Consider the following 22,005-nt stretch of genomic DNA (forward strand, 5'->3'; position numbering starts at 1 on the left):
TGCACTGTTAGCACGCGCCTGGGTTGGGCCGCCATGCGCGCCCCGGAAGCGCGCCGCGTGCTATTGGGTCAGCGGCGCGAGGACCCTGCGGGTTTCGCCGTCCAAGAGCACCTGCAGCGAGTTTCCGCCGAGCTCCTGGAAGGCCTTGAGGGCCACCGAAACACCCCGCCCGATGGCGCTCACGCGAGGGTCGAGCAGGAGCGCGTCGGCGCTGCCGATGGCCATGAGCGCCTCCTTGATGGCGCTCGGGCGATCGAGCGGATGCGCGCGCAGGGTCGCGGCAAGGATCGGCTCGATTGCGCTCGCGAGCTCGCAGTGGGTGCCCTCGCCGCGAAGGATCGTCCCCTCGGCGGCGACGCCACCGACAAAGGGCGCCAGCGCCCTGGCCGCCGCTCGCGCGGCGTCGTTGAGGCTGAGGCCAAACATCGCTCGTGAGAACTGGGCGAAGTCCTCGCGCTCCTGGCTCGAGAGCGTGACCGCGAGGCCATGGTCCAGGACCTGAATCGGGAGGTCGGCGCCGGGGCTGAGCTCGCCGAGGAGGTTGGAGGGATGCAGGTCGCAATGAATCGACGAGTCGCCGCTGGCGCTGGCGTGGCCCCAGGGCGCAAAGAAGACCTGAAGGAGGCGCGAGGCCGTCGCGGAGCGCCGTGCCACGGGAAGGTCCGTCAGATGCACGCCGGGCGCCCAGCTCATCAGCTGCCCGCCGTCCCAGGACGCAAAGAGCTCGGGCACCTTCGCCCACGGGAGCTTCGCCGCCGCATAGGCCTCGCGCGCGAGCTGCATGGCGCGCTGGTCCTCGCTTCCCCGCGCCTCGCCCTCGAGGAAGCCGATGCTCTGCTCGATCACCCAGCGCGTCTTCGCCGACGAGCCGAGGGTGTGCATCGCCACCGCGAAGTCGGCGCGATCGCGCGCGATCAGGCGTGCCATCTCGGCGTGCCGCAGCTTCAGCGCGAGCGGTGGTCCCTCAGCTGGCGTGATCTTGTAGACCGTGGCGATCGAGGCCGTGGCGTGGCGTTCAACTGCTGCGGAGCTGTCGACGCCGTGCTCGGCGAGCAGGGCCCGAAGCTCGCCGAGGTTGTGCGGGCGCCCGAGGGCCGGGGCGTTATGGCGGTAGTCGCGGAGCAGCGTTCGGAGCAGCGGATCCGTACCGCGGCGCCTTTCGGCCGCTGCCTGGAGCACCTTGGCCAGCACCGGCGACTGGAGCCCGGCGACCAACGCACGCAGGGGCAGGTCCAGCCCCGCGCCGCGCGTCGCCTCGGCAGCGACGCGGTCGATCGCGTCGCCGTCGAAGGCGCGCACCCGTCGCAGGCAAAACTCGATCACGACATCGCGGGTCTCCAGCGCGGCCCGCCCTCGACCGGCGAACGCTCGCGGCGGGAAGACCTGGTCGAGCACCTGCCGGGCGGCAAGCACGTGGGGTGGCTCGGTGCCGGTGAGCGCGGCCACGAGGCCCAGCGCCTGCAGCCCGGTCTTTACGGCTCTTGAGGGGAGTGGAAAGAAGGGAGCCGCGCGGGCCTCAGAGACCAGCACAAGACAAGCCACGGCTAGCCCAAGGGCCGCGCAGCCCCCGCCGAGAGGGCGGCGGCGCCCGCCGCCACGAAGCAGCGACCGATAATTCATCCGCCAGCGAAGCTCCAGCCCCCGCCCCGCCACACCCGCTCCTACTGAACCGGCAGCTGTCTCGCTAGCGCTTGCTGCAAGACCAGCGCCGCCACCCGCTGACGGCCGCTGGGCTTCTTCGCCTCATGCGCCCATGCTGCCTGGAGGGTCGCAGCATGGGCATGGTCGCCCTCGCCTCGAAGTTGATGGACCAGGCGGGAAAGCTGGCTTTCGTCGCGCCGGCGGCGGGGGAACTTCCCGCCCGAGCGCTTGGCAGCTTCGCCATGCCCTTTGCGGTGCGCTGAGCGTGGCCGAGGGGCAGCGCGGCGAGGCCCGTCTTTAGGCGCATGGCGCGGCCGAAGGGCCGCCGATGCCTCACCGTTAGAGGGCGGCTGGAGAGCGATCGATTGCGCTGCTGCAGGCACGCGCGGGGGGCCTGATCTCGCCCGCGCTGCGCTGCCCGAGGCGACCGTCGCATTTCGGGCGTTGCGGTCAGCAGGCGAATGGGCCGCACTGCCTCGTCGCGCAGCCGCCGTCCGAGCCACGGGCAGCACGACGATAGTGGCGACGCCGACCAAGGTCGTCGCCGAGATGAAGGCTTTCAGCCGCGAAGGGCGCCGGGACTTGTGCACGGAGTCTGAGGTCATCGGGGGGCTTCGTTCAGCTTTGTGTCTGCCATCGCTATCTTGCTCTGCGTGCAAACAAGTTCAGGGCCGACGGCCGGGAGGTCCCCCCTCGTTTCCGCCGTTGGAGGCGTGTGGGCTGCTGAGGATACAATCGAAGCAGGGCTACAGCGCCGGGCGTGGGCCGGGCGATTTCCACGCCCGTTTCAACCATGCGGAATAACTCACGGAGGGCGCCGGTGGCCGGGCTGACGGGTTTTTCGCTGGTGGCAGCCAGGTGGAATCCCTCAGCCCCTGCGCACCAGAGAGCCGCGAGGTCGGGGGGCGGCGCTGGCTCAGACCGTCGGCCGGCAGAAGCTACGCGCCGCTCATACTGCAAGTGGACGACGCGCGCTGGCGAAACGGACGGCCGGTCACTTCCGATGCCTTTGAGGGGGTCTTCGAGGGGGTACTCATGCACGATGAGGTTCGGGCCGTACGCGAACAGAGCGAGGACACGATGCTCAGTCCCGTCGGATTTTGGATGCTCAGTCCCCTCGGATTTTGGGTCGAAAAGCACACGCTTGAGGATTCCCGCGACCTCTGGGTTCCTCAAGAACACGTCCAGGGTTGCCAGCCGCGTCCGCGCTGTTGTCGAAGCCGGCGCTTCCTGCGAACCCAGGGTTCTCGCGAGAGCATCGGTGGCATCGGCAGTGAGATCGGCCGAATCCGTCCGCTGGCGCACCGCATCCCCGACGACCGTCGGCGCTTGGAGGAGATCGAACTGGGCGGCCGAGGCCTGCTGGCTACCGGCAAGCGCGGTGGTGGCGAGCAGCGAGGCAATCAATCCCGTCTTGCACCTGAACATCATGAAAGCACTCCTTGAACCGGACCGCTGGACATCTACTGCCCGCAGCCATTCATCTTCCCGCAGCCCCTTTGGCCAAGCGTTCCGCGCCACCCAGGCGGCGGAGGTTGGTTCGCGAAGTGGCATGTACAAGCAATTCAAGTGCCGGAGTCGCAGGCCCCTTAAGTGATTGATTCCACGACCAGGTTAAGGACACATCAGGGAACTCAGGGTGGCTGGAAAGGGAGCGCTCTTCGATTCTCGAAGACGGCTGGATCTGGATGACCCACGCCGCGGGGGTGACTGACAGCCAGAGCCGGGCGTCGCCGCCAAGGCCTTTGCGCTGAGCGTGCGGGATCACGTGACGGAGTCGCCCCTTGGTCGCTAGGGCGAAGGATCTAGAGGCGCTGGGGCCGGGTCCGTCGCGCCGTGGGTCTCTAGCAGCGCGTGGCCCTTGCCTGCCTGCTTGACGCGATACATGAGGGAATCCGCCGCATGCAGGGCGAGCTCTAGCGTGGCAGGGGCCGCCAGGAAGGCGATCGCGCCGATGCTCGCCGTGATCGGCCACTGGTGCTCCTTCATCGCCTCGCTGAGCAGCGCCTCGATTTGCCCGAGCACGGGTCGCGCGGCCTCCAAGGTCCGCAACCAGCAGCGCGATGAGGCCGAAGGAGAGGGACTGGGTGAGTGAGTTGAAGAGGAAGAGGTCGGGCCCCCCAGCCCGCTCCGGAGAGCGACATCGCCGCCGCCCACAGCACGGTGCTGAGCCCCGCGAGGACCAGACCGGCCGCGCGCGACACCTTCAACGCGCCGAGGGCGATCGGAAGGTAGTAGAGCGGAAAGACCCGCGCTTCGAAGCCGGTCGCATAGTCGATGGCGCCGACCAGGACGACGAGGAGGCTGCAGACGACCGCCGTGCCGATGGCGCGCGTCGGCGTTGCCGCCTCGTCCTTGCCCCTCGGCGGTCTAGCCTTTGGATTCTCCCAGGTCGCAGCCAGCCGCGCGTCGTCGCCCATCAGGGTCCAGTGACGGGAGTCAAACGATCTCACCGAAGGGAGACCAACCGGCGCCAGATCGGCGCCAGATCGGCGCCAGCCACGGCACGCCGAGCGGCGCGCAACCGCGGGGCGCGCGCGTGTGCTCAGTACACCGTCAGGTCGTTCGTCGCGCGGATACAGCGACTGAACGCCGGGGCGTCGCTCCAGGCGCAGGAGCCGCCCTCGCCGAAGGGGCCGCACTCGGCCAGTCGCCTGCAGCGGGTGTCCGGCATCCACTCGCAGGTGCTGACGAGGTCGGGTCGGTCGGAGCAGAGCTGCCCGCCGCAGCCGCCGACATAGCACTTCGTTGGGGGCGGGGGCGCGCACTCGCCAATGCTGGCGATGCGAACGTCGGCGCTCCCTGCCTCGCAGGCGTTGCCGTAGGTCTTGCCGTCGCTGCCACAGACCGGCTGCCAGACCGCCGGGCAGAGGTCGGGCTGGCGCCGGACGCAGCGCGGCTCGCCGCAGGGCATCGGCGGGCAGGGCGCGCGGATACACATGACCTCGCAGAGCGGCGCTGGGCTCAGCTCACAGGCCGGATCGAGCGCGCAGGCCCGCGCATCGCGCGTCTCGCAGCGCGGGGCGGGTCTGGGCGTCGGCCCCGGTACGGGCACTGGAGCTGGGTCAGGCACTGGAATTGGGCCGGGCGCGGGGCGTGGCGCCGGCTCACGGTTGGCGCAGGTGATCGTACACTGGCCACCGAGTCGCGCCGAGAGCTCGGCGAGTCGGTCGCGGCTCGCCATGGCGGCGATCAGCTCCCGCTGCTCCGGTTGCTCCCGCAGAGCGAGCGCCATATTGGCGAAGGGCGTGGCCCCTTCCCTTCCGGCGGTGACCACGCAGGCCACCTCGAGCTGGCACGCGCCATCCATCACGCAGTCGATGGGGCCATGATCGTCGCAGCGGGCCTGCTGCTGGCAAGCTGGGATCGGGCGACCCTCGCTATCGCGGCCGCGATCGGCATCCTCGTGGGCTGCGATTCGGCGCAGAGGGGAGGTCTCGGGCGGCGAGATTTCCTGGTTGAAGACCTCCGGGTCCCTGCCGTCGGCGGGGTCGCCGCAGGCGGCGATGGAGAGTAGGGCCACGGCGCCGAGCGCCGACAGCGTCGATGGGCAGACCCAGCGAAGCCTCATCATGCTAGTCCTCCTTGGTCTGTGAGTGCGTAGGACCCCCGTCGGGGTCGTTGTGTAGCGGTCGTTGCCGTCGAGGTTGTTACTGGCGACCCCACGGGCTGCTTCGACGGAGGCGCTGCATGGATCGGGCCGTCCCGATGGGCGCCGCCTCGGGGGATCAGAGACGGTCCTTCCGGGCTGGGATCGCTCGCCGCGCTCGCCTCTCAAGTGCCTGAAATGGCGTTATACGACTGTGTCCCTTGGGGCGCAGCGCTGCGCCAGACGCGCCAGACGGCAAGCCGCGCGAGCAGTCTCCCATCGCCCGCGGGCGGAGCGCTCCTCGGGTCGACGGTCACCAGCAGGAGGTGGAGGTGCCGGGACAAGAGCCCCCAGGCAGCGCCTGGCTGGAGCGGCACCCGGCGCGATCAGGGGGCCGTCGACGACCCCCTCGCGTTCACGCCTCGCTTGGCGGAGGTACCGGCAGCTCTGCCACCGCCGTGGTCTGCCACTTCTGTCCCTCTTCGACGAGCATGATCGGGATCCCGTCGCAGATGGGATACTTCATCCCCGAGTCGGCGCAGACCAGCCAGCAGCCGTGGACCAGCTCGAGCCGGCCGGGGTCGTCACCCTTGTCGGTGTAGTGCACGGCGACCGGGCAGCGCAGGATCTCGAGCAAGGCGGCGTCAACCGGGGCATCGGTGCTCTGTTCAGCCATGGGACTCCTCTCGTCGCGCTCAAGCGGTGAGCGTGGTCGTGGCGGCCTTGGTCACGCTGAAACAGACCCGCTCGCCGCCCGCCTCGATCGCGGCCTCGATCGCGGCGCCCGCGGCCGCCGGCTCGGCGGCACCCTCGGTGAGCAGCGGATCGTGCTGCAGGCTGAGGCATAGTAGCTCGGCGGCGAGAAAGCCGCTCCACTCCCTCAACACGGCCGTCAGCTCGGGCCCGCTCGCGTTCCAGCGCAGGTGGATCCGGTCCTCGATCTCGAGGCCGCTCTCCTTGCGCAGCAGCTGGAGGCGTCGCAGCAGGTCACGCATCAGGCCCTCGCGTCGCAGCGCCTCGCTGATCGTCGTCTCGAAGGCGACCCAGCTGCCGTGCTCCTCGAGCACGCTCAGCTCCGGCGGGGCCTCGGTCTGCAGCTCGACCTCGGCGCGAGCCAGCTCGACGCGCTCGCCACCGACCACGAGCTCGAGGCTCTCGCTCCCAGCGCGCCAGGCGGCGATCAGGCGCTCCGCGTCGGCCGCGATCGCCGCCGCCACCGCCTTCATCTTCGGGCCGAGCCGGCTGCCCAGCAGCTTGAAGTTCGGCTTGATGCGGTAGAGCAGGGGGCTCGGACTGCCGGGCGCCAGGATCTCGACCCGCTTGACGTTGAGATCGTCGCGCAGCATCGCCGCGAAGCGTTCGGCGGCCTGCTGCTCACCCGCGTCCTTGGGGCCGATGCGCAGCAGCGCCAGGGGCTGCCGCACCTTGAGCTTCTTCGCCTCGCGCGCGGCCAGCGCCAGGCTGTTGAGGCGCTTGATCGCCCGCATCGCGTCGGTCAGCGGCTGGTCCACGCGGGTCGCATCGGCTGTCGGGTAGGCGGTGTGGTGGATGCTGGCGGGGGCGTCCTCGTCGATGGCGCGCACGAGGTTCTGGTAGATCGCCTCGCTCAGGAAGGGCAGCAGCGGGGCCACCAGGCCGGTGACGCCGCGCAGGCACTCGCCGAGCGTCTGCAGCGCCGCGCGCAGGTCCGCCCGGTCGTCCGACTTCCAGAAGCGGCGGCGGTTGTGGCGAATGTACCAGCCCGAGAGGTCGTCGACGAAGGCGGCGATCGCGCGCGCCGCAGTGCGATGATCGTAGGCCTCGAGGGCCAGGCGGCAGCTCGTGATCGTCGTTTGCAGCTCGCTCAAGATCCAGCGATCGAAATCCGGCAGCGCAGCGAAGGCGATCGCCTCGACGGTGGCCGGTTCGGCCTCGAGGCGCGCGTAGTTGACGTAGAAGCCGTAGGTGTTCCACAGCGTGTTGAGGAAGCCGCCGCGCACCTCGCGCAAGGCGCCGTAGCCGAAGTTGAGGTTGGCCGTCGGCTCGTGCTGGGCGAAGAGCCAGCGCATCGCCTCGGCGCCAGCCTGGTCGGCCGCCTCGTCGAACCAGATCGCGTTGCCCTTCGACTTATGCATCTCCTCGCCGTGCTCGTCGCGCATCAGCGCGTGGCCGAGCAGGGTGCGGAAGGGGGCCACGCCCTCGATCATCGCGCTCATCGCCAGCATCGCGTAGAACCAGTTGCGAAACTGGCCCGGGAACGACTCGAGGACCAGGTCGGCAGGAAACCACTCGCGCCAGTAGTCGCGGTCGCGGTCGTAGCCCAGGGTCGAGTAGGGCACGATCCCGGCGTCGAGCCAGGGGTTGCCGACGTCCGCCACGCGCTGCGCCGTGCCCCCGCAATGCGGGCAGGCGATCTTGACGCCGTCGATCCAGGGCCGGTGCGGCGTGTGACCCTCGAACGCGTCCCAGCCGGCGATGGCGCGCTGCTTCAACTCCTCACGCCCGCCGATCACCTCGAAGCGCTGGCACTGCTCGCAGACCCAGATCGGCAGCGCGAGGCCCCAGAAGCGCTTCTTCGAGATCATCCAGTCGCGCATGTTCGAGAGCCACTCGAGCTCCCGCTCGCGGCCCCAACTCGGCACCCACTTCACCTGCTCGACGACGGCCTTGATCTCGTCGCGCCAGCCCATGTCGATGTACCACTCGTCGACGAGGCGAAAGACCAGCTCATCACCCGTGCGCCAGCAATGCGGATAGACATGGGGGTAGCGCTCCGTGGCGAGCAACAGGCCCTTGCGCCGCAGGTCCTCGACGATCCACTCGACCGTCTCGGCCGCCGTCGCATGCTTGCCGGTGAGCCAGCCGAAGCCCTCGAGGAAGCAGGCGGCCTCGTCGAGCGGCGCCAACATCGGCAGGCACAGCTGCTTGCCCAGCGCGTGGTCGACGTCACCGCAACCCGGCGCGGTGTGGACGATCCCCGTGCCCTCGCCGGCGACGACGACCGGCTGGCCGTGCGAGTCCCGACCGCCGTCGATCACGCGATGCGCCTCGCGCGCGCTCTGCGTCACGCCCCGGGCGGCGAAGGGGAAGCCCCCCGCCAGGCTCTGCGCCGGCAGCTCGTCGAAGGGGCCGTCGTAGGCCAGGCCGACCAGCTCGGCCCCCTTTACCGTGCCCTCGAGCGTGTAGCCGCCGCGCTCGTTGAAGAGCTGCGCGAGGGTCTTCAGCTTGGGGACGCCGGCGACCCACTCCTTCTGCTCGCGGAACTGCCGGTCGAGGCGGGCGAAGGTCAGGTTCTCGGCGGCGCAGTAGTAGAGCTCGCCGCTACGCTGATCGCGCAGCTTGGCGTAGTCCAGCTCGGCGTTGACCGCGGCGGCGACGTTGCAGGTCAGCGTCCAGGGCGTCGTGGTCCAGATCAGCAGGTTCTCGCCCGGGCGGTCGCGCAGCGGAAAGCGGACGAAGAGCGCCGTATGCGCCACGAGCTTGCGCCCCTCGATCACCTCCATCTGCGAGTAGGCCGAACCCGAGCGACCCGACCACGGCATCACGTCGCTGCCGCGATAGATCTTGCCGCGGGCGTGGCAGCGCTTGAGAAACGACCAGATCGCGAAGTTGTTGTCCTCCGACATCGTGAAGTAGGACTGCTCCCAGTCCATCCACATGCCGAGGCGAATCGACTGCTCGGTCTGGACCGCCGAGTACTTGCGCACGCGGGCCTGGCAGGCCTCGACGAAGCGCGCGACGCCGAAGGCCTCGACGTCATGCTTCGAGCTCAGGCCATGCTCCTTCTCGACCTCGATCTCGACCCAGAGGCCCTGGCAGTCGAAGCCGTTCTGGTAGCGCAGGCGACGCCCGTTCATCGCCCAGTAGCGCTGGTAGACGTCCTTCAGCGTGCGGCCCCAGGCGTGGTGCACGCCCATCGGGTTATTCGCGGTGATCGGGCCGTCGAGGAAGGAGTAGGGCGGTCGGCCGCGCTGCTGCACGACGAGCTGACCAAAGGCGTCGGACTCGCGCCAGAGCGTCAAGACCTCGCGCTCGAGCGCGGGCAGATCGAACCAGGCCTCGACCTTGCGGTGGCCGGAGCCGGGCGCGATGCGTACGGCTGGGGTCGGCGGCTGCGCGCTGGCGCCGGGGGTCGGTTCTGTCGGGGGGCTGTCGTCTCGGGTCATCGCTATCGTCCCGCGCCTGCGCTCAAGCGGGCGGCTGCCAGGCGCGCAGCTGGTCGTCGAGGAAGGCTGGCAGCTGATCCTGGGCGACCCTCTGCTGCCGCATCGAGTCGCGCTCGCGAACCGTGACCGTGCCGTCGGTCAGGGTCTGCCCGTCGACCGTCAAGCAGAAGGGCGTGCCGACCTCGTCCATGCGGCGGTAGCGGCGACCGATCGCGCCCTTGTCGTCATAGGAGCAGTGGTAGCGCTCGCGCAGCGCCTGGTTGATGCGCTGGGCGATCTCGGGCATGCCCTCCTTCTTGACGAGCGGGAAGATCCCGACCGTGAGGGGCGCCAGCCGCGGGCTGAGGGCGAGCACCACGCGCTCTTCGCCCTCGACCTGCTCCTCGCGATAGGCCTCGCAGAGCAGCATCAGGATCGTGCGGTCGAGGCCGGCGGAGGTCTCGACGACATAGGGGATGTAGCTCTCCTTGGTCTCGGGGTCGAAGTACTCGAGCTTCTTGCCCGAGTACTTCGCGTGATTGCGCAGGTCGAAGTCGGTCCGCGAGTGGATGCCTTCGATCTCCTGCCATCCCATGGGGAACTCGTATTGGACGTCGACCGCGGCGTCCGCGTAATGCGCGAGCTTCTCGTGGACGTGGAAGCGCAGCCGCTGCGGGCGGACGCCGTTGTCGATATGCCACTGCCGCCGCTCGTCGCGCCAGCGCTCGTAGGCCGCCATATGCGTCCCGGGCTTGAGGAAGTACTGCAGCTCCATCTGCTCGAACTCGCGCATGCGAAAGACGAACTGACGGGCGACGATCTCGTTGCGGAAGGCCTTGCCGACCTGCGCGATACCGAAGGGGATGCTCTGGCGCGCGACCTCGCGCACGTAGTTGAAGTTGACGAAGATGCCCTGCGCCGTCTCCGGGCGCAGGAAGATCTCGGTGGCGTCGGCGCCGACGGCGCCCACCCGCGTCGAGAACATCAGATTGAACTGACGGACCTCGGTCCAGTCACAGCTGCCGGAGGACGGTGAGCGGATCTGCTCGTCGAGGATCAACCGGTGCAGCGCGGCGCAGGGCTCCGCGTCGTGCAAGGCGGCGACGAAGCGCTGATGCACGGCCTCGGCGCGCTCGCTCTGCCCCTTGTGGCGCAGCGCCGCGATGTACTCCTCGATCAGCTGGTCGGCGCGGTAACGCGCCTTGGAGACCTTGTCGTCGATCAGCGGATCGTTGAAGGCGTCGACGTGCCCCGACGCCTTCCAGACCGTCGGGTGCATCAGGATCGCCGCGTCGAGCCCCTCGATGTTGTCGTGGCCGCGCGTCATCGCCTGCCACCAGCGCTCGCGCACATTGCGCTTCAGTTCGACACCCAGCGGCCCGTAGTCGTAGACGGCGCCCAGCCCGCCGTAGATCTCCGAGGACTGGACAATGAAGCCCCGCCGCTTGCAGAGCGAGATGATGGTGTCTAAGGGGGCGCTGCTCATCGTTGCGGTCCTCGGTAGCCGGGCGGTCGGTGGCTGTGTGGCGCCGCTGGTGCGCCGCGCGATGGGCATGCCAGAAATCGCGCGACGGAGCAAGCCTCGGGCGGCCTGCTGCACCCCGGTCGGTCGGCGTGGTAGCGTCCAGGCCGCCTGGCAGTAAGGGCGCACAGAGCGCACCTGGGAGTAGGAGCTGGCATGTACGTGATCCAGGTCGCCGCCGAGATCGCCCCGGTGGCCAAGGTGGGGGGGCTCGCCGACGTCGTCTTCGGCCTGACGCGGGAGCTCGAGGCCAGGGGCCACGACGTCGAGGTCATCCTGCCGAAGTACGACTGCATGTGGTACGACCAGATCTGGGGCTTGCACCGCGTCTTCGACGATTTATGGGTGCCCTGGTACGGCGGCGCGATCCACGCGTCGGTGTATTTTGGCTGGGTCCACGGTCGCAAGTGCTTCTTCATCGAGCCCCACTCGGCGGATAACTTCTTCAACCGCGGGACCTTCTACGGCTGCAAGGACGACCTGCTGCGCTTTGTCTTCTTCAGCCGGGCCGCCCTCGAGTTCCTCTACAAGTCCGGCAAGCGGCCCGACGTGATCCATTGCCACGACTGGCAGACGGGCCTCGTGCCGGTGCTGCTCTTCGAGATCTACCAGTCGATCGGCATGCCGAATCAGCGCGTCTGCTACACGATGCATAACCTCCGCCACCAGGGCGTGGGTGGCGGCGAGCTGTTGTGGGCCACGCGCCTCGGTCGTCCAGAGTACTACTTCCACCACGACCGCCTGCGCGATAATACGCACGTCAATGCGCTCAATCTGATGAAGGGCGGCCTGGTCTACGCCAACTTCGCGACCACGGTCTCACCGCATCACGCCTGGGAGGTGCGCCATACGGAGCAGGGCTACGGTCTGCAGGCGAGCCTCAATGTCCATCAGGCCAAGTTCGGCGGGGTGCTCAACGGCTGCGACTACGACGTCTGGAATCCGGAGAAGGACTGGCACCTCGCGCGGCACTACGGCGCGGCCTCGATCGAGGATAAGTATCTCAACAAGGAGGCGCTGCGTGAGCGGCTCTGGTTGCGCAAGGGCTGGCGGCCGATCGTCGCCTACGTCGGGCGGCTGGACGCGCAGAAGGGCGTGGCGCTGATTCGCCACGGCATCCACTTCGCGCTGCAGCTCGGCGCGCAGTTCGTGCTGCTCGGCTCGAGTCCCGACGCGGCGATCAATCGCGAGTTCTGGGAGCTCAAGCGCCAGCTCGACAGCAACCCCGACGTGCATCTCGAGTTGGCCTACAGCGATCAGCTGGCCCATATGATCTACGCTGGCGCCGACCTGGTGCTCGTGCCGAGCATCTACGAGCCCTGTGGACTGACGCAGATGATGGCCCTGCGCTACGGGGCCGTGCCGATCGTGCGCGCGGTGGGCGGGCTGGCCGACACGGTCTTCGACCGCGACTTCGGCAGGAAGCCGCCCGGGGAGCGCAACGGCTACGTCTTCGACCATCCCGACGCCGCGGGGCTCGAGTCGGCGATGCGGCGCGCGATCGGGCTCTGGTTCGACTACCCGGCCGACTTCCGGCAGTTGATGGTCCAGGGCATGTGCTACGACTACTCCTGGAACTACCCTGGCCAGCACTACGTCAACATCTACGAGCATATTCGCGCCAAGTAGCGTCGCTTCTTTCGCGCCCACTGCACTGGAGATCGAGCGTCATGACCGACCTGCCCGAATACGTCGACGGACTGCCAAACCTCTGTGGAGCCGAGTCGGAGGTGCAGCGCATCATCGACGAGCACGCCGGGCGACCCGTCTTCCTGCCTGAGAGCGGGATCGACTTCCGGCAGGTGCGAAGCGCCTTCGCGGTCGCGCTGCACATGCACCAGCCCTTGGTCCCCGCGGGCGGTGCTGAGCTGCGAAGCGCGGCGATGATTGGCAACCTGCAGTACATGCGCGACCACCCACAGCTCGGCGACAACCACAACGAGGGCGTCTTCGCCTGGTGCTACCGTCGCATGGGCGAGTTCGTGCCGCAGCTGGTGCACGAGGGTCAGCAGCCGCGAGTGATGCTGGAGTATTCGGGGGAGCTGCTGCATGGCCTGCGGCAGATGGGTCGCCACGACATCCTCGACGCGCTCAAGACGATCACCTGCAACCCACGCTATCGCCGCTGCGTCGAGTGGCTCGGTGCGCCCTGGGGGCATGCGGTCGCGCCGTCGACGCCGGTGCAGGACTTCCGCCTGCACGTGCAGGCGTGGCAGCAGCACTTCCTCGCGCTCTTCGGCGCTGAGGCGCTCGGGCGGCTGCGGGGCTTCTCGCCCTCCGAAATGGCGCTCCCCAACCATCCGGACACGGCCTACGCCTTCGTCCGGACCCTGCTCGACCATGGCTACCAGTGGGTGCTGGTGCATGAGCACGCGATCGAGCGGCCCGAGCAGGGGGGGATGCCCGAGGATCGACACCTGCCCCACCGGCTCGTCTGTCGCAATTCCGCCGGTGAGACGGCAGAGATCATCGCCATCATCAAGACGCAGGGCAGCGACACCAAGCTGATCGGCCAGATGCAGCCCTACTACGAGGCCAAGGGGCTGGGCCGCCGGCCGCTCGGCGCGGCCCACGTTCCGCCGCTGGTGACGCAGATCGCCGACGGCGAGAACGGCGGCGTGATGATGAATGAGTTCCCAGGTAAGTATTTCGAGGTGATGCGCGAGTGCTCGGCCTCCGAGGTGCCGGCCCTCAACGTGACGGAGTACCTCGAGTACCTCTTCTCGCTCGGCCTGACGGCTGCCGACTTTCCGCCGGTACAGCCAGTGCGCCAGGCGCGCATCTGGGAGCGCTTCACCGCGGGGGGTGGTCCGGAGCGCCTGGCGCTGGCCCTCGACGACCTGCGCCGCGAGGACGCGCATTTTCATGTGGACGGCGGGAGCTGGACCAACGACCGCTCCTGGGTGCGCGGCTATGAGAACGTGCTCGGTCCGATGGAGCAGCTCAGCGCGGCCTTCAGCGAGAAGGTCTTGGCCAAGCGCGTGCCGACGGACGAGTACCGCTACCGCAACGCGCTCTTTCATCTGCTGATCTCGCAGACGAGCTGCTATCGCTATTGGGGCCAGGGGATCTGGACCGACTACGCGCGCGAGATCTGCCGGCGCGGCAGCGAGATCCTGCAGTACGACTTCTGAGCGGCAGGCAGGGCCGCTGACCGCGCCGAGCGAGCGTCTCGGCGCGGCCTCAGGCGCTTACTTCTCCTCGAACTCCGCGTCGATGACGCCGCTCTCCTTCGCCGCATGAGGTCCGGCGTCGGCCGAGGCTCCGTTGCCGGCGCTTGGCGGGGCGCCGCCGGCGCCACCGGCCGCGCTGGCGGCCTGGTACATCGCCTCGGCCATCTTATGGGACGCCTGCTCGAGCTCGGCCAGCGCCGCCTTCATCGCCTCGGCATCGTCTCCCGCCAGCGCCTTGCGGCCGCGCTCGATGGCGCCCTCGACCGTGCTGCGCTGCTCGGCCGGGATCTTCTCGCGGCTCTCGCTGATCAGCTTCTCGGTGCTGTAGACCATGCTATCGAGCCTGTTGCGCGTCTCGATCGTCTCCTTCTTGCGGCGATCCTCCGACTCGTGCGACTCGGCCTCATTGACCATCCGCTTGATTTCGTCCTCGTTGAGCCCGCTCGACGCCTCGATGCGGATCTGGTTCTTCTTGCCGGTAGCCTTGTCCGCCGCGGAGACATGCAGAATCCCGTTGGCATCGATGTCGAACGCGACCTCGATCTGCGGGGTACCGCGCGGTGCCGGCGGGAGCCCGTCGAGGTGGAAGCGACCGAGCGACTTGTTGTCGCGGCTCATCGGTCGTTCACCCTGGGTGACGTGCACCTCGACCGAGGGTTGGCTGTCGGCGGCCGTGGAGAAGACCTCGCTCTTCTTGGTCGGGATCGTCGTGTTACGCGGGATCAGCACCGTATGGACGCCGCCCAGCGTCTCGATACCGAGACTGAGCGGGGTCACGTCGAGCAGCAGGATGTCCTTGACGTCCCCGGCCAGCACACCAGCCTGAACGGCTGCGCCGAGGGCAACCACCTCGTCGGGATTGACGCCCTTATGCGGCTCCTTGCCGAAGAACTCGCGGACGCGCTGCTGCACCAGCGGGATGCGCGTCGAGCCGCCGACGAGCACGACCTCGTCGATATCCTTCGGGGTCTTGTTGGCGTCGGCGAGCGCCTTGCGCGAGGGTTCGATCGTGCGATCGACGATCGCGGCGATCATGCGCTCGAATTGCGCGCGTGAGAGCTTCTTCAGCAGATGCTTCGGCCCGGTGGCGTCGGCGGTGAGGAAGGGCAGGTTGATCTCCGTCTCCTGAACGGAGCTGAGCTCGATCTTGGCCTTCTCCGCCGCCTCCTTCAGCCGCTGCAGGACCATCTTATCCTTCGAGAGGTCGATGCCCTGCTCCTTGCGGAACTCGTCGATCAGCCACTCCATCACCAGGCTGTCGATGTCGTCGCCGCCAAGGTGCGTGTCGCCGTTGGTGCTGACCACCTGCACGACGTTCTCGCCGACCTCGAGCACCGAGATGTCGAAGGTGCCACCGCCGAAGTCGTAGACGGCGATCAGCTCATCCTTCTTCTTGTCGAGGCCGTAGGCCAGCGCCGCCGCCGTCGGCTCATTGACGATGCGCTTGACCTCGAGCCCGGCGATTCGTCCGGCGTCCTTGGTGGCCTGCCGCTGGGAGTCGTTGAAGTAGGCCGGGACCGTGATCACGGCCTCCGTGACCTCGTGCCCGAGGTAGTCCTCGGCCGCGCGCTTCAGCTTCTGGAGCACCTTGGCCGAGACCTCCGGCGGCGAGAGGTGCTTGCCCTTGATCTCGACCTGGGGGTCACCATTGCTGGCGCGCACGACCTGGTAGGGGACGCGCTTGATCTCGTTCTCCATCTCGGTGAAGCGCATGCCCATGAAGCGCTTGATCGACGAGACGGTGTTCTCTGGGTTGGTGATCGCCTGGCGGCGGGCGATCTGCCCGACCAGGACGTCGCCCTTGTCGTCCCAGGCGACGACCGAGGGGGTCAGTCGGCCGCCCTCTTCGTTGGTGATGACCTTGGGCTCGTTGCCTTCCATCACGGCCACCACTGAGTTGGTGGTGCCGAGGTCGATTCCGATCATTCTTCCCATGACGTCAGCCTCCCGCGAGCAGTGAGAACGGAGTTCCGGAGAACTACAAAGCGTGGTTATCCCAGACGCAGGCGGCAACTTAAGCCGCGAGGCGAGGCTGTCAAGGTGTGGTATTCCGGCGCGGGTCGCAAGAAAGCGACGGAGGCTCAGGTCGTGCTGGGCGGGGTGCTCGCTGGCGGCGCCGGCTCGGCCTCGGCCTCACGTCCGCCGCTGCCCTCGCCGCGTCGGCGCGTGCTGCTGCCCCCGGCCTTCTTGGCGCCGCCGCCCTGCAGCAGCGGCAGGATCTCGTCGACCCGCTTGATCAGCCGGATGTCGAGCTCCTTCAGCGCCTGCTCCGGTACGTCGGCGAGGTCCTTCTCGTTACGCTCGGGCAGGTAGACCGTCTTGATGCCGGCGCGGTGGGCGGCGAGGATCTTCTCTTTGATGCCGCCGACGGGCAGCACGGTGCCGCGCAGGGTGATCTCGCCGGTCAGCGCGACGTCCGGCGGGGCGCCGACGCCCTTCAGCAGCGACGCCAGGGCGAGGAAGAGCGTCACGCCCGCGGAGGGACCATCCTTGGGAATCGCGCCTGCCGGGATGTGGACGTGAATGTCGTGCTTCTCGAAGAAGTTCTCGTCGACGCCGAGCTCCTTGGTCCGCGAGCGGATGTAGCTCAGCGCCGCCTGGGCTGACTCCTTCATCACCTCCCCGAGCTGACCGGTCAGCACGAGGTTGCCCTTGCCGGGCATCCGGGTCGCCTCGACGAAGATGATGTCGCCCCCGACAGGGGTCCAGGCCAGTCCGGTGGAGACGCCCGGGTCGGCCGTGCGCATCGCCACTTCGCTGATGAACTTTTGCGGGCCGAGATACTCGGGGAGCCCCTCCGGCGTGATCGCCGGCAGGACCCCCTCGACTTTGCCTTCCGCGACCTTGACGGCGCAGCCGCGCACGACGTTAGCGATCTCGCGCTCGAGGTTACGGACGCCCGCCTCGCGCGTGTAGGAGTCGATGATGTCGCCCACGGCCTCGGGTGTCAGCTTGAGCTGCGCGTCGCTCAGACCATGCTCCTCGAGCTGCTTGGGCACGAGGAAGCTGCGCGCGATCGCCAGCTTGTCCGCGCGCGTATAGCCGGGCAGCTCGAGGATCTCGAGTCGGTCGCGCAGCGCCGGCGGTACGGGATCGAGGATGTTGGCGGTGGCGATGAACATCACGCGCGAGAGGTCGAAGTGGACCTCGAGGTAGTGGTCCGAGAAGGCGTTATTCTGCTCGGGGTCGAGGACCTCGAGCAGCGCAGCCGCGGGATCGCCGCGGAAGTCGTGACCGAGCTTGTCGATCTCGTCGAGCATGAAGACGGGGTTGTTGGTGCTCGCCTTCTTCATGCTCTGAATCACGCGGCCCGGCAGCGAGCCGACGTAGGTGCGGCGGTGACCGCGAATCTCGGCCTCGTCACGCACGCCGCCCAGTGATACCCGGACGAACTTGCGGCCCATCGCGCGCGCGATGCTCCGCCCGAGGCTCGTCTTGCCGACGCCGGGTGGGCCGACGAGGCAGAGGATCGGGCCCTTCTTGTCGGGCTTCAGCTTGCGGACTGCGATGTACTCGACGATGCGCTTCTTGACCTTATCGAGGTCGTAGTGGTCCTCGTCGAGCACGCGGCGCACATTGATGATGTCGAGGTTGTCCTCGGTCGCGCGGTTCCACGGCAGCTCGACGAGCCACTCGAGGTAGGTCCTCGTCACCGTGTACTCGGCCGACGAGGGCTGCATCACCTTGAGCCGATCGAGCTGCTTCAGGGCGACCTTCGCGACCTCCTCGGGCATCTCCGCCTTGGCGACCTTGTCCTTGAAGTCGTCGATGTCGCCCGACGAATCGTCGAGCTCGCCGAGCTCCTCCTTGATCGCCTTGAGCTGTTGCCGCAGGACGTACTCGCGCTGGTTGCGCCCCATCTCCTCCTGGACCTGCGTATTGATCTTCTCGCGGACCTTGAGCACCTCGAGCTGGCGCGAGAGAAAGGCGAGCACCTTGCGCAGGCGCGCCTTGACGTCGAAGGTCTCCAGCACCTCCTGCTTCTCCTCGACCGAGAGGTCGAGGTTGGCGGTCGTGAGGTCGGCGAGCATGCCCGCGTCGGTCACGCCGTCGATATGCGCGGCGGCCTCTTTGGGCAGCTCGGGCATCAGCTTGATCACGCGCTTGGCCATGTCCTTGAGGTTGAGCACCAGCGCGTCGAGCTCGACATCGGCTCGGCTCTGGTCCGGCAGCGGCTGGACCCGGGCGAGGATGAAGGGGTCGCGCTGCGCGAAGCTCAGCACCTGCACGCGGCTAACGCCCTGAAGGATGACGCTGAAGTTGTCCTTGGCCAGCTTGATGACCTTGAGGATGCGCGCGGCGCAGCCGACCGCGAAGAGGTCACCGTCCGAGGGATCCTCGGTGCGCGCGTCGCGCTGGGTGAGGATGCCGATGATCGGGCGCTCCTTGCTGATCGCATCCTCGATCAGGCGGACGGATTTCCGTCGGCCCACGTCGATCGGGATGATGCTGCCGGGAAAAAGCACCGAGTTGCGCAGCGGTAGAATGGCGAGCTGGTCGGGGAGGTCCACCGGCCCGTCGTTGGCCGGTGAGCCCTTGTTGGTGGTCATAGCAAGCTCCTGGCTCTCAGGTCAGGACCCTCGGGGGCCGCGCGATCACAGGGTTAAGCACGCCGGCCAGGACAGCGGGCCGTCCCAGCACGATAGAATGCGCCAAGCGGCAGCGCAAAGAGAAAGGCTCGTTGCAGCGGCGGACGGGCGCCTGCGGGCGCGCTGCGCGACCCCGCCGGGGGGGAAAGGGGGGCGAGACCCCGCGCCTGGCGGGGAGGCCGCGACGGGAAGGGGAGGGAGGCCTAGTCGTCGACGCGATCAAAGAGGATGCCGTCCTCGTCGCCGCGGCCGCCATCGTCATCGAGCTCGGCGAGCACGAGCTCGTCGACCATGTCGTCGACCGAGCCGTAGAGGCTGTCGAGCTTACGCAACTCGTTGCGCTCGAAGTCTTCGAACGACCGATAGACGCGCGGGAACGTGCTCTGCATGCTGCCCTCCCTCTCTCTTTTTCCTCGCCGGGGTCGCTAAGGGCCCAGGCTTGCATTTGATTCCGCTCGGCACCTGATTCCGCACGGCACCGCCGCCGCGGCGGCAGGAAAGTCAGCACCCCACGCGCTCGTGGAGGGATGGATAAAGGCTACATAAAGGTGATTATCCGACATGTAGGAAGAACGCAAAAAAGCCGCTCGCGGGCGCTGCCACAGCCGCTGTCTGGGCCGCGCAGGTCATTTCGTGCTATGCGCGGACCTCAGCCGTCGCCGGGGAAGCTGTCGCCCGGAAGATGCCGTCGCGCCAGCGGGCGTGGCGCGCGCAGGAGTGGTGAGCATGGGGCAGATCATTGCCGTGGCGAATCAGAAGGGCGGGGTCGGCAAGACCACGACCGCGATCAACCTCGGCGCCTCACTCGCGGCGGCGGAACAGCGCGTGCTGCTCGTCGATTTGGATCCTCAGGGCAACCTGAGCTCGGGGCTCGGCTACCCGCGGGCGCGCGTCCAGCAGCACGTCTATCAGGTGCTGAGCGGCGAGCGCACCATCGACGAGGTGATGGTCGACACCGACCTCGAGTACCTCAAGCTCGTGCCGACCCATACGGAGCTGATCGGGGCCGAGATCGAGCTGGTCGGCGACGAGGCGCGGCACGGGCGCCTGGCCGCCGCGCTCGAGCAGGTCACGCCGCGCTTCAACTACGTCTTGATCGACTGCCCGCCCTCGCTCGGCCTGCTGACGCTGAACGCGCTGGTGGCGGCCGACTCGGTGCTGGTGCCGCTGCAGTGCGAGTACTTTGCGCTCGAGGGCTTGAGTCACCTGCTGGCGACGATCGAGCGTGTGCGCGCGATTTACAAGCCGGCGCTCGCGCTCGAGGGCGTGCTGCTCTGCATGTACGATCGGCGGATGAACCTGACCCAGCAGGTGGCAAACGAGGTGCGGGGGCACTTTGCCGCCCAGGTCTTCGACACCGTCATTCCGCGCAACGTGCGGCTCGGCGAGTCGACCTCCTTCGGCAAGCCGGTGCTGCTCTACGACGTCGAATCCGCCGGCGCGCGCGCGTATCTTCAGCTCGCGCAGGAGTTGATTCGGCGGCGGGCGATGCAGGTGGCGCCGCAGCCGCCGCGCCCGGCCGCACCACGGGTGGTGGCGGCGCGGCGCGCCCTCGCCGCGAGTGACGGGACCGAATGACGCGCGCCAGACGGGACTCGATCAGCCGTCGGTTAGCGGGCGCTGACGGCCGGCGGCTCGGGCCGCGGGTGTGTAGGACGCGACGATGACGGGAAAACGGCGCGCGCTGGGGCGGGGACTCTCGGCGCTGATTCCGGACCCGGCGGCGGCGGCCGCGCCGAGGCGCGGACCGGAGTTCTTCGTGTGCCCGATCGAGCGCGTGCGGCCGCTCAAGGGGCAGCCGCGCCGCTTCTTCGACGAGGCGCGGCTGGTCGAGCTGGCGGCGTCGATCAAGCTGCAGGGCCTGGTTCAGCCCCTGCTCGTGCGCCCTGACGCCGACGGCATGTTCACGTTGATCGCTGGCGAGCGGCGCTGGCGGGCCGCGCAGCGGGCAGGGCTCCACGAGGTGCCCGTGGTGGTGCGGCAGGCTGACGACCTGGTGGCCTTCGAGCTGGCCTTGGTCGAGAACCTGCAACGGGAGGACCTCAATCCGATTGAGGAGGCAGAGGCCTTCGCGCGCCTGCTTGGCGAGCACGACTACACCCAGGAGCAGTTGGCCGAGCGGGTTGGAAAGATCGCTCGACGGTGGCCAACAGTCTGCGCCTGCTCAGGCTGCCCGAGAGCGTGCGGCGCGCCGTGATCTCGGGGGCCCTGAGCGGCGGTCACGCGCGCGCCCTGCTCAGTCTCGAAGGGCGCGCGGGCGGGACGCCGCCGGTGGAGGTCGGCGCCGGCGAGCGGCTGCGGCGCTACGAGCAGGCGCTGCGCGAGGTCGTCGCCAAGGGCTTGTCCGTGCGACAGACCGAGCTGCTGGTGCGGCGCGTCGTCGCGGAGGGGGGCGCTGGCGCCGCCGCGACCTCGGCGCGAGCGACGCCCGTCGCCCTATCGCCCAACGCTCGCGACCTGCAGGACCGTATGGCGCGCGCGCTGGGCACGCGGGTGGCGCTCCATCCGGCGGCGGGCGGGCGCGGGCGGATCGAGATCGAGTACGGATCCCTCGACGAGCTCGAGCGGTTGATCGAGGTCCTGCTGCGGTGAGCGCCAACGGTCAACCCGAGGACGAGCTGCGCCGCCATCTCCGCGCCCCCGTGACGCTGGAGGTCCGCTACCGCACGACCGGATCCTTCCTCGTCAGCTACTCGCTGAACCTCTCGGTTGGCGGCTTGCTCCTCGAGACAAACGAGGCGGCGCCGCCGGTCGGTACGGCGCTGCTGGTGCGCTTTACGGTGCCAGGGGCGGTCGAAGCGATTGAGACCCAGGCGCGGGTCGTCTGGGTCAGGGAGCCGACCGACGTCGGTGCGCGGCGCAGTTTGGGCCTGCAGTTCGAGGGGCTCGAGCAGCAGATGGGCGTGTTGATCGATGGCCTGGTCAGGCGCTTCGAGGGGTTGACCTTGGTCGCCGTCGCCGCACGGGGCGCCCCGCTGGAGCGCTTGAGCCGCTATCTGCGCAGCGCACTGGCCTGCACCGTCGTGCAGGTGGCTAGCGATGCGCTCGGTGAGATCGATGCGACGGTCGGCGCTCAGTCGATCGACCTCTTGGCCGTCGACCTCGACTCGACGGGACCGGCGGGTGTGGGCGCCCTGAGTTGGGCGCGATCGATGACGCCGAAGATCCCTGCTGTCGTCGTCGCCGACCATCCGGAGGCTGTCGCAGCAGCGGAGCTCGATGACGCGGCGACCGTGATTCGTGGGCCCTTGAGCTTCGAAAAGGTCCGACGCTGCGTGCTCGACGTGCTCGCACGGCCCTTGCCGGGCGTGAGTTGAAGGCGCCGCTCGCTCGTCGAAGCGACCCGCGGTCCAGCGCGCGTCGAGGC

At 68.5% G+C, this 22,005-nt stretch carries 14 protein-coding genes and 1 pseudogene; 6 read left to right on the forward strand and 9 right to left on the reverse strand.

What is annotated here, in order from left to right; translation table 11 throughout:
• Window positions 1-60: 60 nt before the first annotated feature.
• Complete coding sequence (locus tag IPL40_02075) at window positions 61-1,446, reverse strand: hypothetical protein (protein MBK8479952.1); 1,386 nt, start codon at window positions 1,444-1,446, stop codon at window positions 61-63.
• A gap of 1,275 nt (window positions 1,447-2,721) precedes the next feature.
• On the opposite strand from IPL40_02075, the gene IPL40_02080 reads away from it, so the two are divergent.
• Complete coding sequence (locus tag IPL40_02080) at window positions 2,722-3,087, forward strand: hypothetical protein (protein ID MBK8479953.1); 366 nt, start codon at window positions 2,722-2,724, stop codon at window positions 3,085-3,087.
• Window positions 3,088-3,432: 345 nt separating this feature from the next.
• Here the strand turns inward: IPL40_02080 and IPL40_02085 are convergent, their stop codons facing one another.
• From IPL40_02085 to IPL40_02105, 5 genes are all read right to left on the reverse strand, one after another.
• Window positions 3,433-3,693 carry a hypothetical protein gene (locus IPL40_02085; protein ID MBK8479954.1) on the reverse strand — a complete coding sequence of 87 codons (261 nt, stop codon included), beginning with the start codon at window positions 3,691-3,693 and terminating at the stop codon, window positions 3,433-3,435.
• 493 nt (window positions 3,694-4,186) lie between these two features.
• A complete protein-coding gene (locus IPL40_02090; protein ID MBK8479955.1) occupies window positions 4,187-4,582 on the reverse strand; it encodes a hypothetical protein in 396 nt (131 codons plus the stop codon).
• A gap of 1,063 nt (window positions 4,583-5,645) precedes the next feature.
• A complete protein-coding gene (locus IPL40_02095) occupies window positions 5,646-5,906 on the reverse strand; it encodes a Trm112 family protein (GenBank protein MBK8479956.1) in 261 nt (86 codons plus the stop codon).
• A gap of 19 nt (window positions 5,907-5,925) precedes the next feature.
• Window positions 5,926-9,375: an isoleucine--tRNA ligase gene (locus IPL40_02100; protein ID MBK8479957.1), complete on the reverse strand. Its 3,450-nt coding sequence runs from the start codon at window positions 9,373-9,375 to the stop codon at window positions 5,926-5,928.
• Window positions 9,376-9,397: 22 nt separating this feature from the next.
• Window positions 9,398-10,840: a glycine--tRNA ligase gene (locus tag IPL40_02105; GenBank protein MBK8479958.1), complete on the reverse strand. Its 1,443-nt coding sequence runs from the start codon at window positions 10,838-10,840 to the stop codon at window positions 9,398-9,400.
• 192 nt (window positions 10,841-11,032) lie between these two features.
• Between IPL40_02105 and IPL40_02110 the strand changes: the two genes are divergently transcribed.
• Window positions 11,033-12,505: a glycogen synthase gene (locus IPL40_02110; protein MBK8479959.1), complete on the forward strand. Its 1,473-nt coding sequence runs from the start codon at window positions 11,033-11,035 to the stop codon at window positions 12,503-12,505.
• 41 nt (window positions 12,506-12,546) lie between these two features.
• A complete protein-coding gene (locus tag IPL40_02115) occupies window positions 12,547-14,010 on the forward strand; it encodes a glycosyl hydrolase family 57 (GenBank protein MBK8479960.1) in 1,464 nt (487 codons plus the stop codon).
• 57 nt (window positions 14,011-14,067) lie between these two features.
• Here the strand turns inward: IPL40_02115 and dnaK are convergent, their stop codons facing one another.
• The 3 genes from dnaK to IPL40_02130 all read right to left on the reverse strand — a co-directional run bounded on the left by dnaK (window position 14,068) and on the right by IPL40_02130 (window position 19,027).
• Complete coding sequence (dnaK, locus tag IPL40_02120) at window positions 14,068-15,984, reverse strand: molecular chaperone DnaK (GenBank protein MBK8479961.1); 1,917 nt, start codon at window positions 15,982-15,984, stop codon at window positions 14,068-14,070.
• Window positions 15,985-16,130: 146 nt separating this feature from the next.
• Entirely contained in the window at window positions 16,131-18,599 is a 2,469-nt protein-coding gene (gene lon, locus IPL40_02125) for an endopeptidase La (protein MBK8479962.1), read from the reverse strand.
• A gap of 242 nt (window positions 18,600-18,841) precedes the next feature.
• A complete protein-coding gene (locus tag IPL40_02130) occupies window positions 18,842-19,027 on the reverse strand; it encodes a hypothetical protein (protein MBK8479963.1) in 186 nt (61 codons plus the stop codon).
• A 337-nt stretch (window positions 19,028-19,364) separates the two neighbouring features.
• On the opposite strand from IPL40_02130, the gene IPL40_02135 reads away from it, so the two are divergent.
• The 3 genes and pseudogenes from IPL40_02135 (at window position 19,365) to IPL40_02145 (ending at window position 21,955) form a co-directional block, all read left to right on the forward strand.
• On the forward strand, window positions 19,365-20,216 hold the full coding sequence (locus tag IPL40_02135; protein MBK8479964.1) for a ParA family protein: 852 nt from the start codon (window positions 19,365-19,367) through the stop codon (window positions 20,214-20,216).
• Window positions 20,217-20,301: 85 nt separating this feature from the next.
• Window positions 20,302-21,230: pseudogene (locus IPL40_02140) on the forward strand (ParB/RepB/Spo0J family partition protein).
• Window positions 21,227-21,955 carry a PilZ domain-containing protein gene (locus tag IPL40_02145; protein MBK8479965.1) on the forward strand — a complete coding sequence of 243 codons (729 nt, stop codon included), beginning with the start codon at window positions 21,227-21,229 and terminating at the stop codon, window positions 21,953-21,955. Before IPL40_02140 ends, IPL40_02145 begins: the two are co-directional and overlap by 4 nt.
• Window positions 21,956-22,005 lie beyond the last annotated feature (50 nt).

It is taken from the genome of Pseudomonadota bacterium (assembly GCA_016711215.1).
Classification (GTDB): Bacteria; Myxococcota_A; Polyangia.

Excerpts from the sequence above, each read along its gene's own strand:
- IPL40_02080 (MBK8479953.1), top strand. The coding sequence starts at position 2,722 with ATGCTCAGTCCCGTCGGATTTTGGATGCTCAGTCCCCTCGGATTTTGG.
- IPL40_02090 (MBK8479955.1), bottom strand. The coding sequence starts at position 4,582 with ATGTGTATCCGCGCGCCCTGCCCGCCGATGCCCTGCGGCGAGCCGCGC.
- IPL40_02095 (MBK8479956.1), bottom strand. The coding sequence starts at position 5,906 with ATGGCTGAACAGAGCACCGATGCCCCGGTTGACGCCGCCTTGCTCGAG.
- IPL40_02100 (MBK8479957.1), bottom strand. The coding sequence starts at position 9,375 with ATGACCCGAGACGACAGCCCCCCGACAGAACCGACCCCCGGCGCCAGC.
- IPL40_02105 (MBK8479958.1), bottom strand. The coding sequence starts at position 10,840 with ATGAGCAGCGCCCCCTTAGACACCATCATCTCGCTCTGCAAGCGGCGG.
- IPL40_02110 (MBK8479959.1), top strand. The coding sequence starts at position 11,033 with ATGTACGTGATCCAGGTCGCCGCCGAGATCGCCCCGGTGGCCAAGGTG.
- IPL40_02115 (MBK8479960.1), top strand. The coding sequence starts at position 12,547 with ATGACCGACCTGCCCGAATACGTCGACGGACTGCCAAACCTCTGTGGA.
- dnaK (MBK8479961.1), bottom strand. The coding sequence starts at position 15,984 with ATGGGAAGAATGATCGGAATCGACCTCGGCACCACCAACTCAGTGGTG.
- lon (MBK8479962.1), bottom strand. The coding sequence starts at position 18,599 with ATGACCACCAACAAGGGCTCACCGGCCAACGACGGGCCGGTGGACCTC.
- IPL40_02130 (MBK8479963.1), bottom strand. The coding sequence starts at position 19,027 with ATGCAGAGCACGTTCCCGCGCGTCTATCGGTCGTTCGAAGACTTCGAG.
- IPL40_02135 (MBK8479964.1), top strand. The coding sequence starts at position 19,365 with ATGGGGCAGATCATTGCCGTGGCGAATCAGAAGGGCGGGGTCGGCAAG.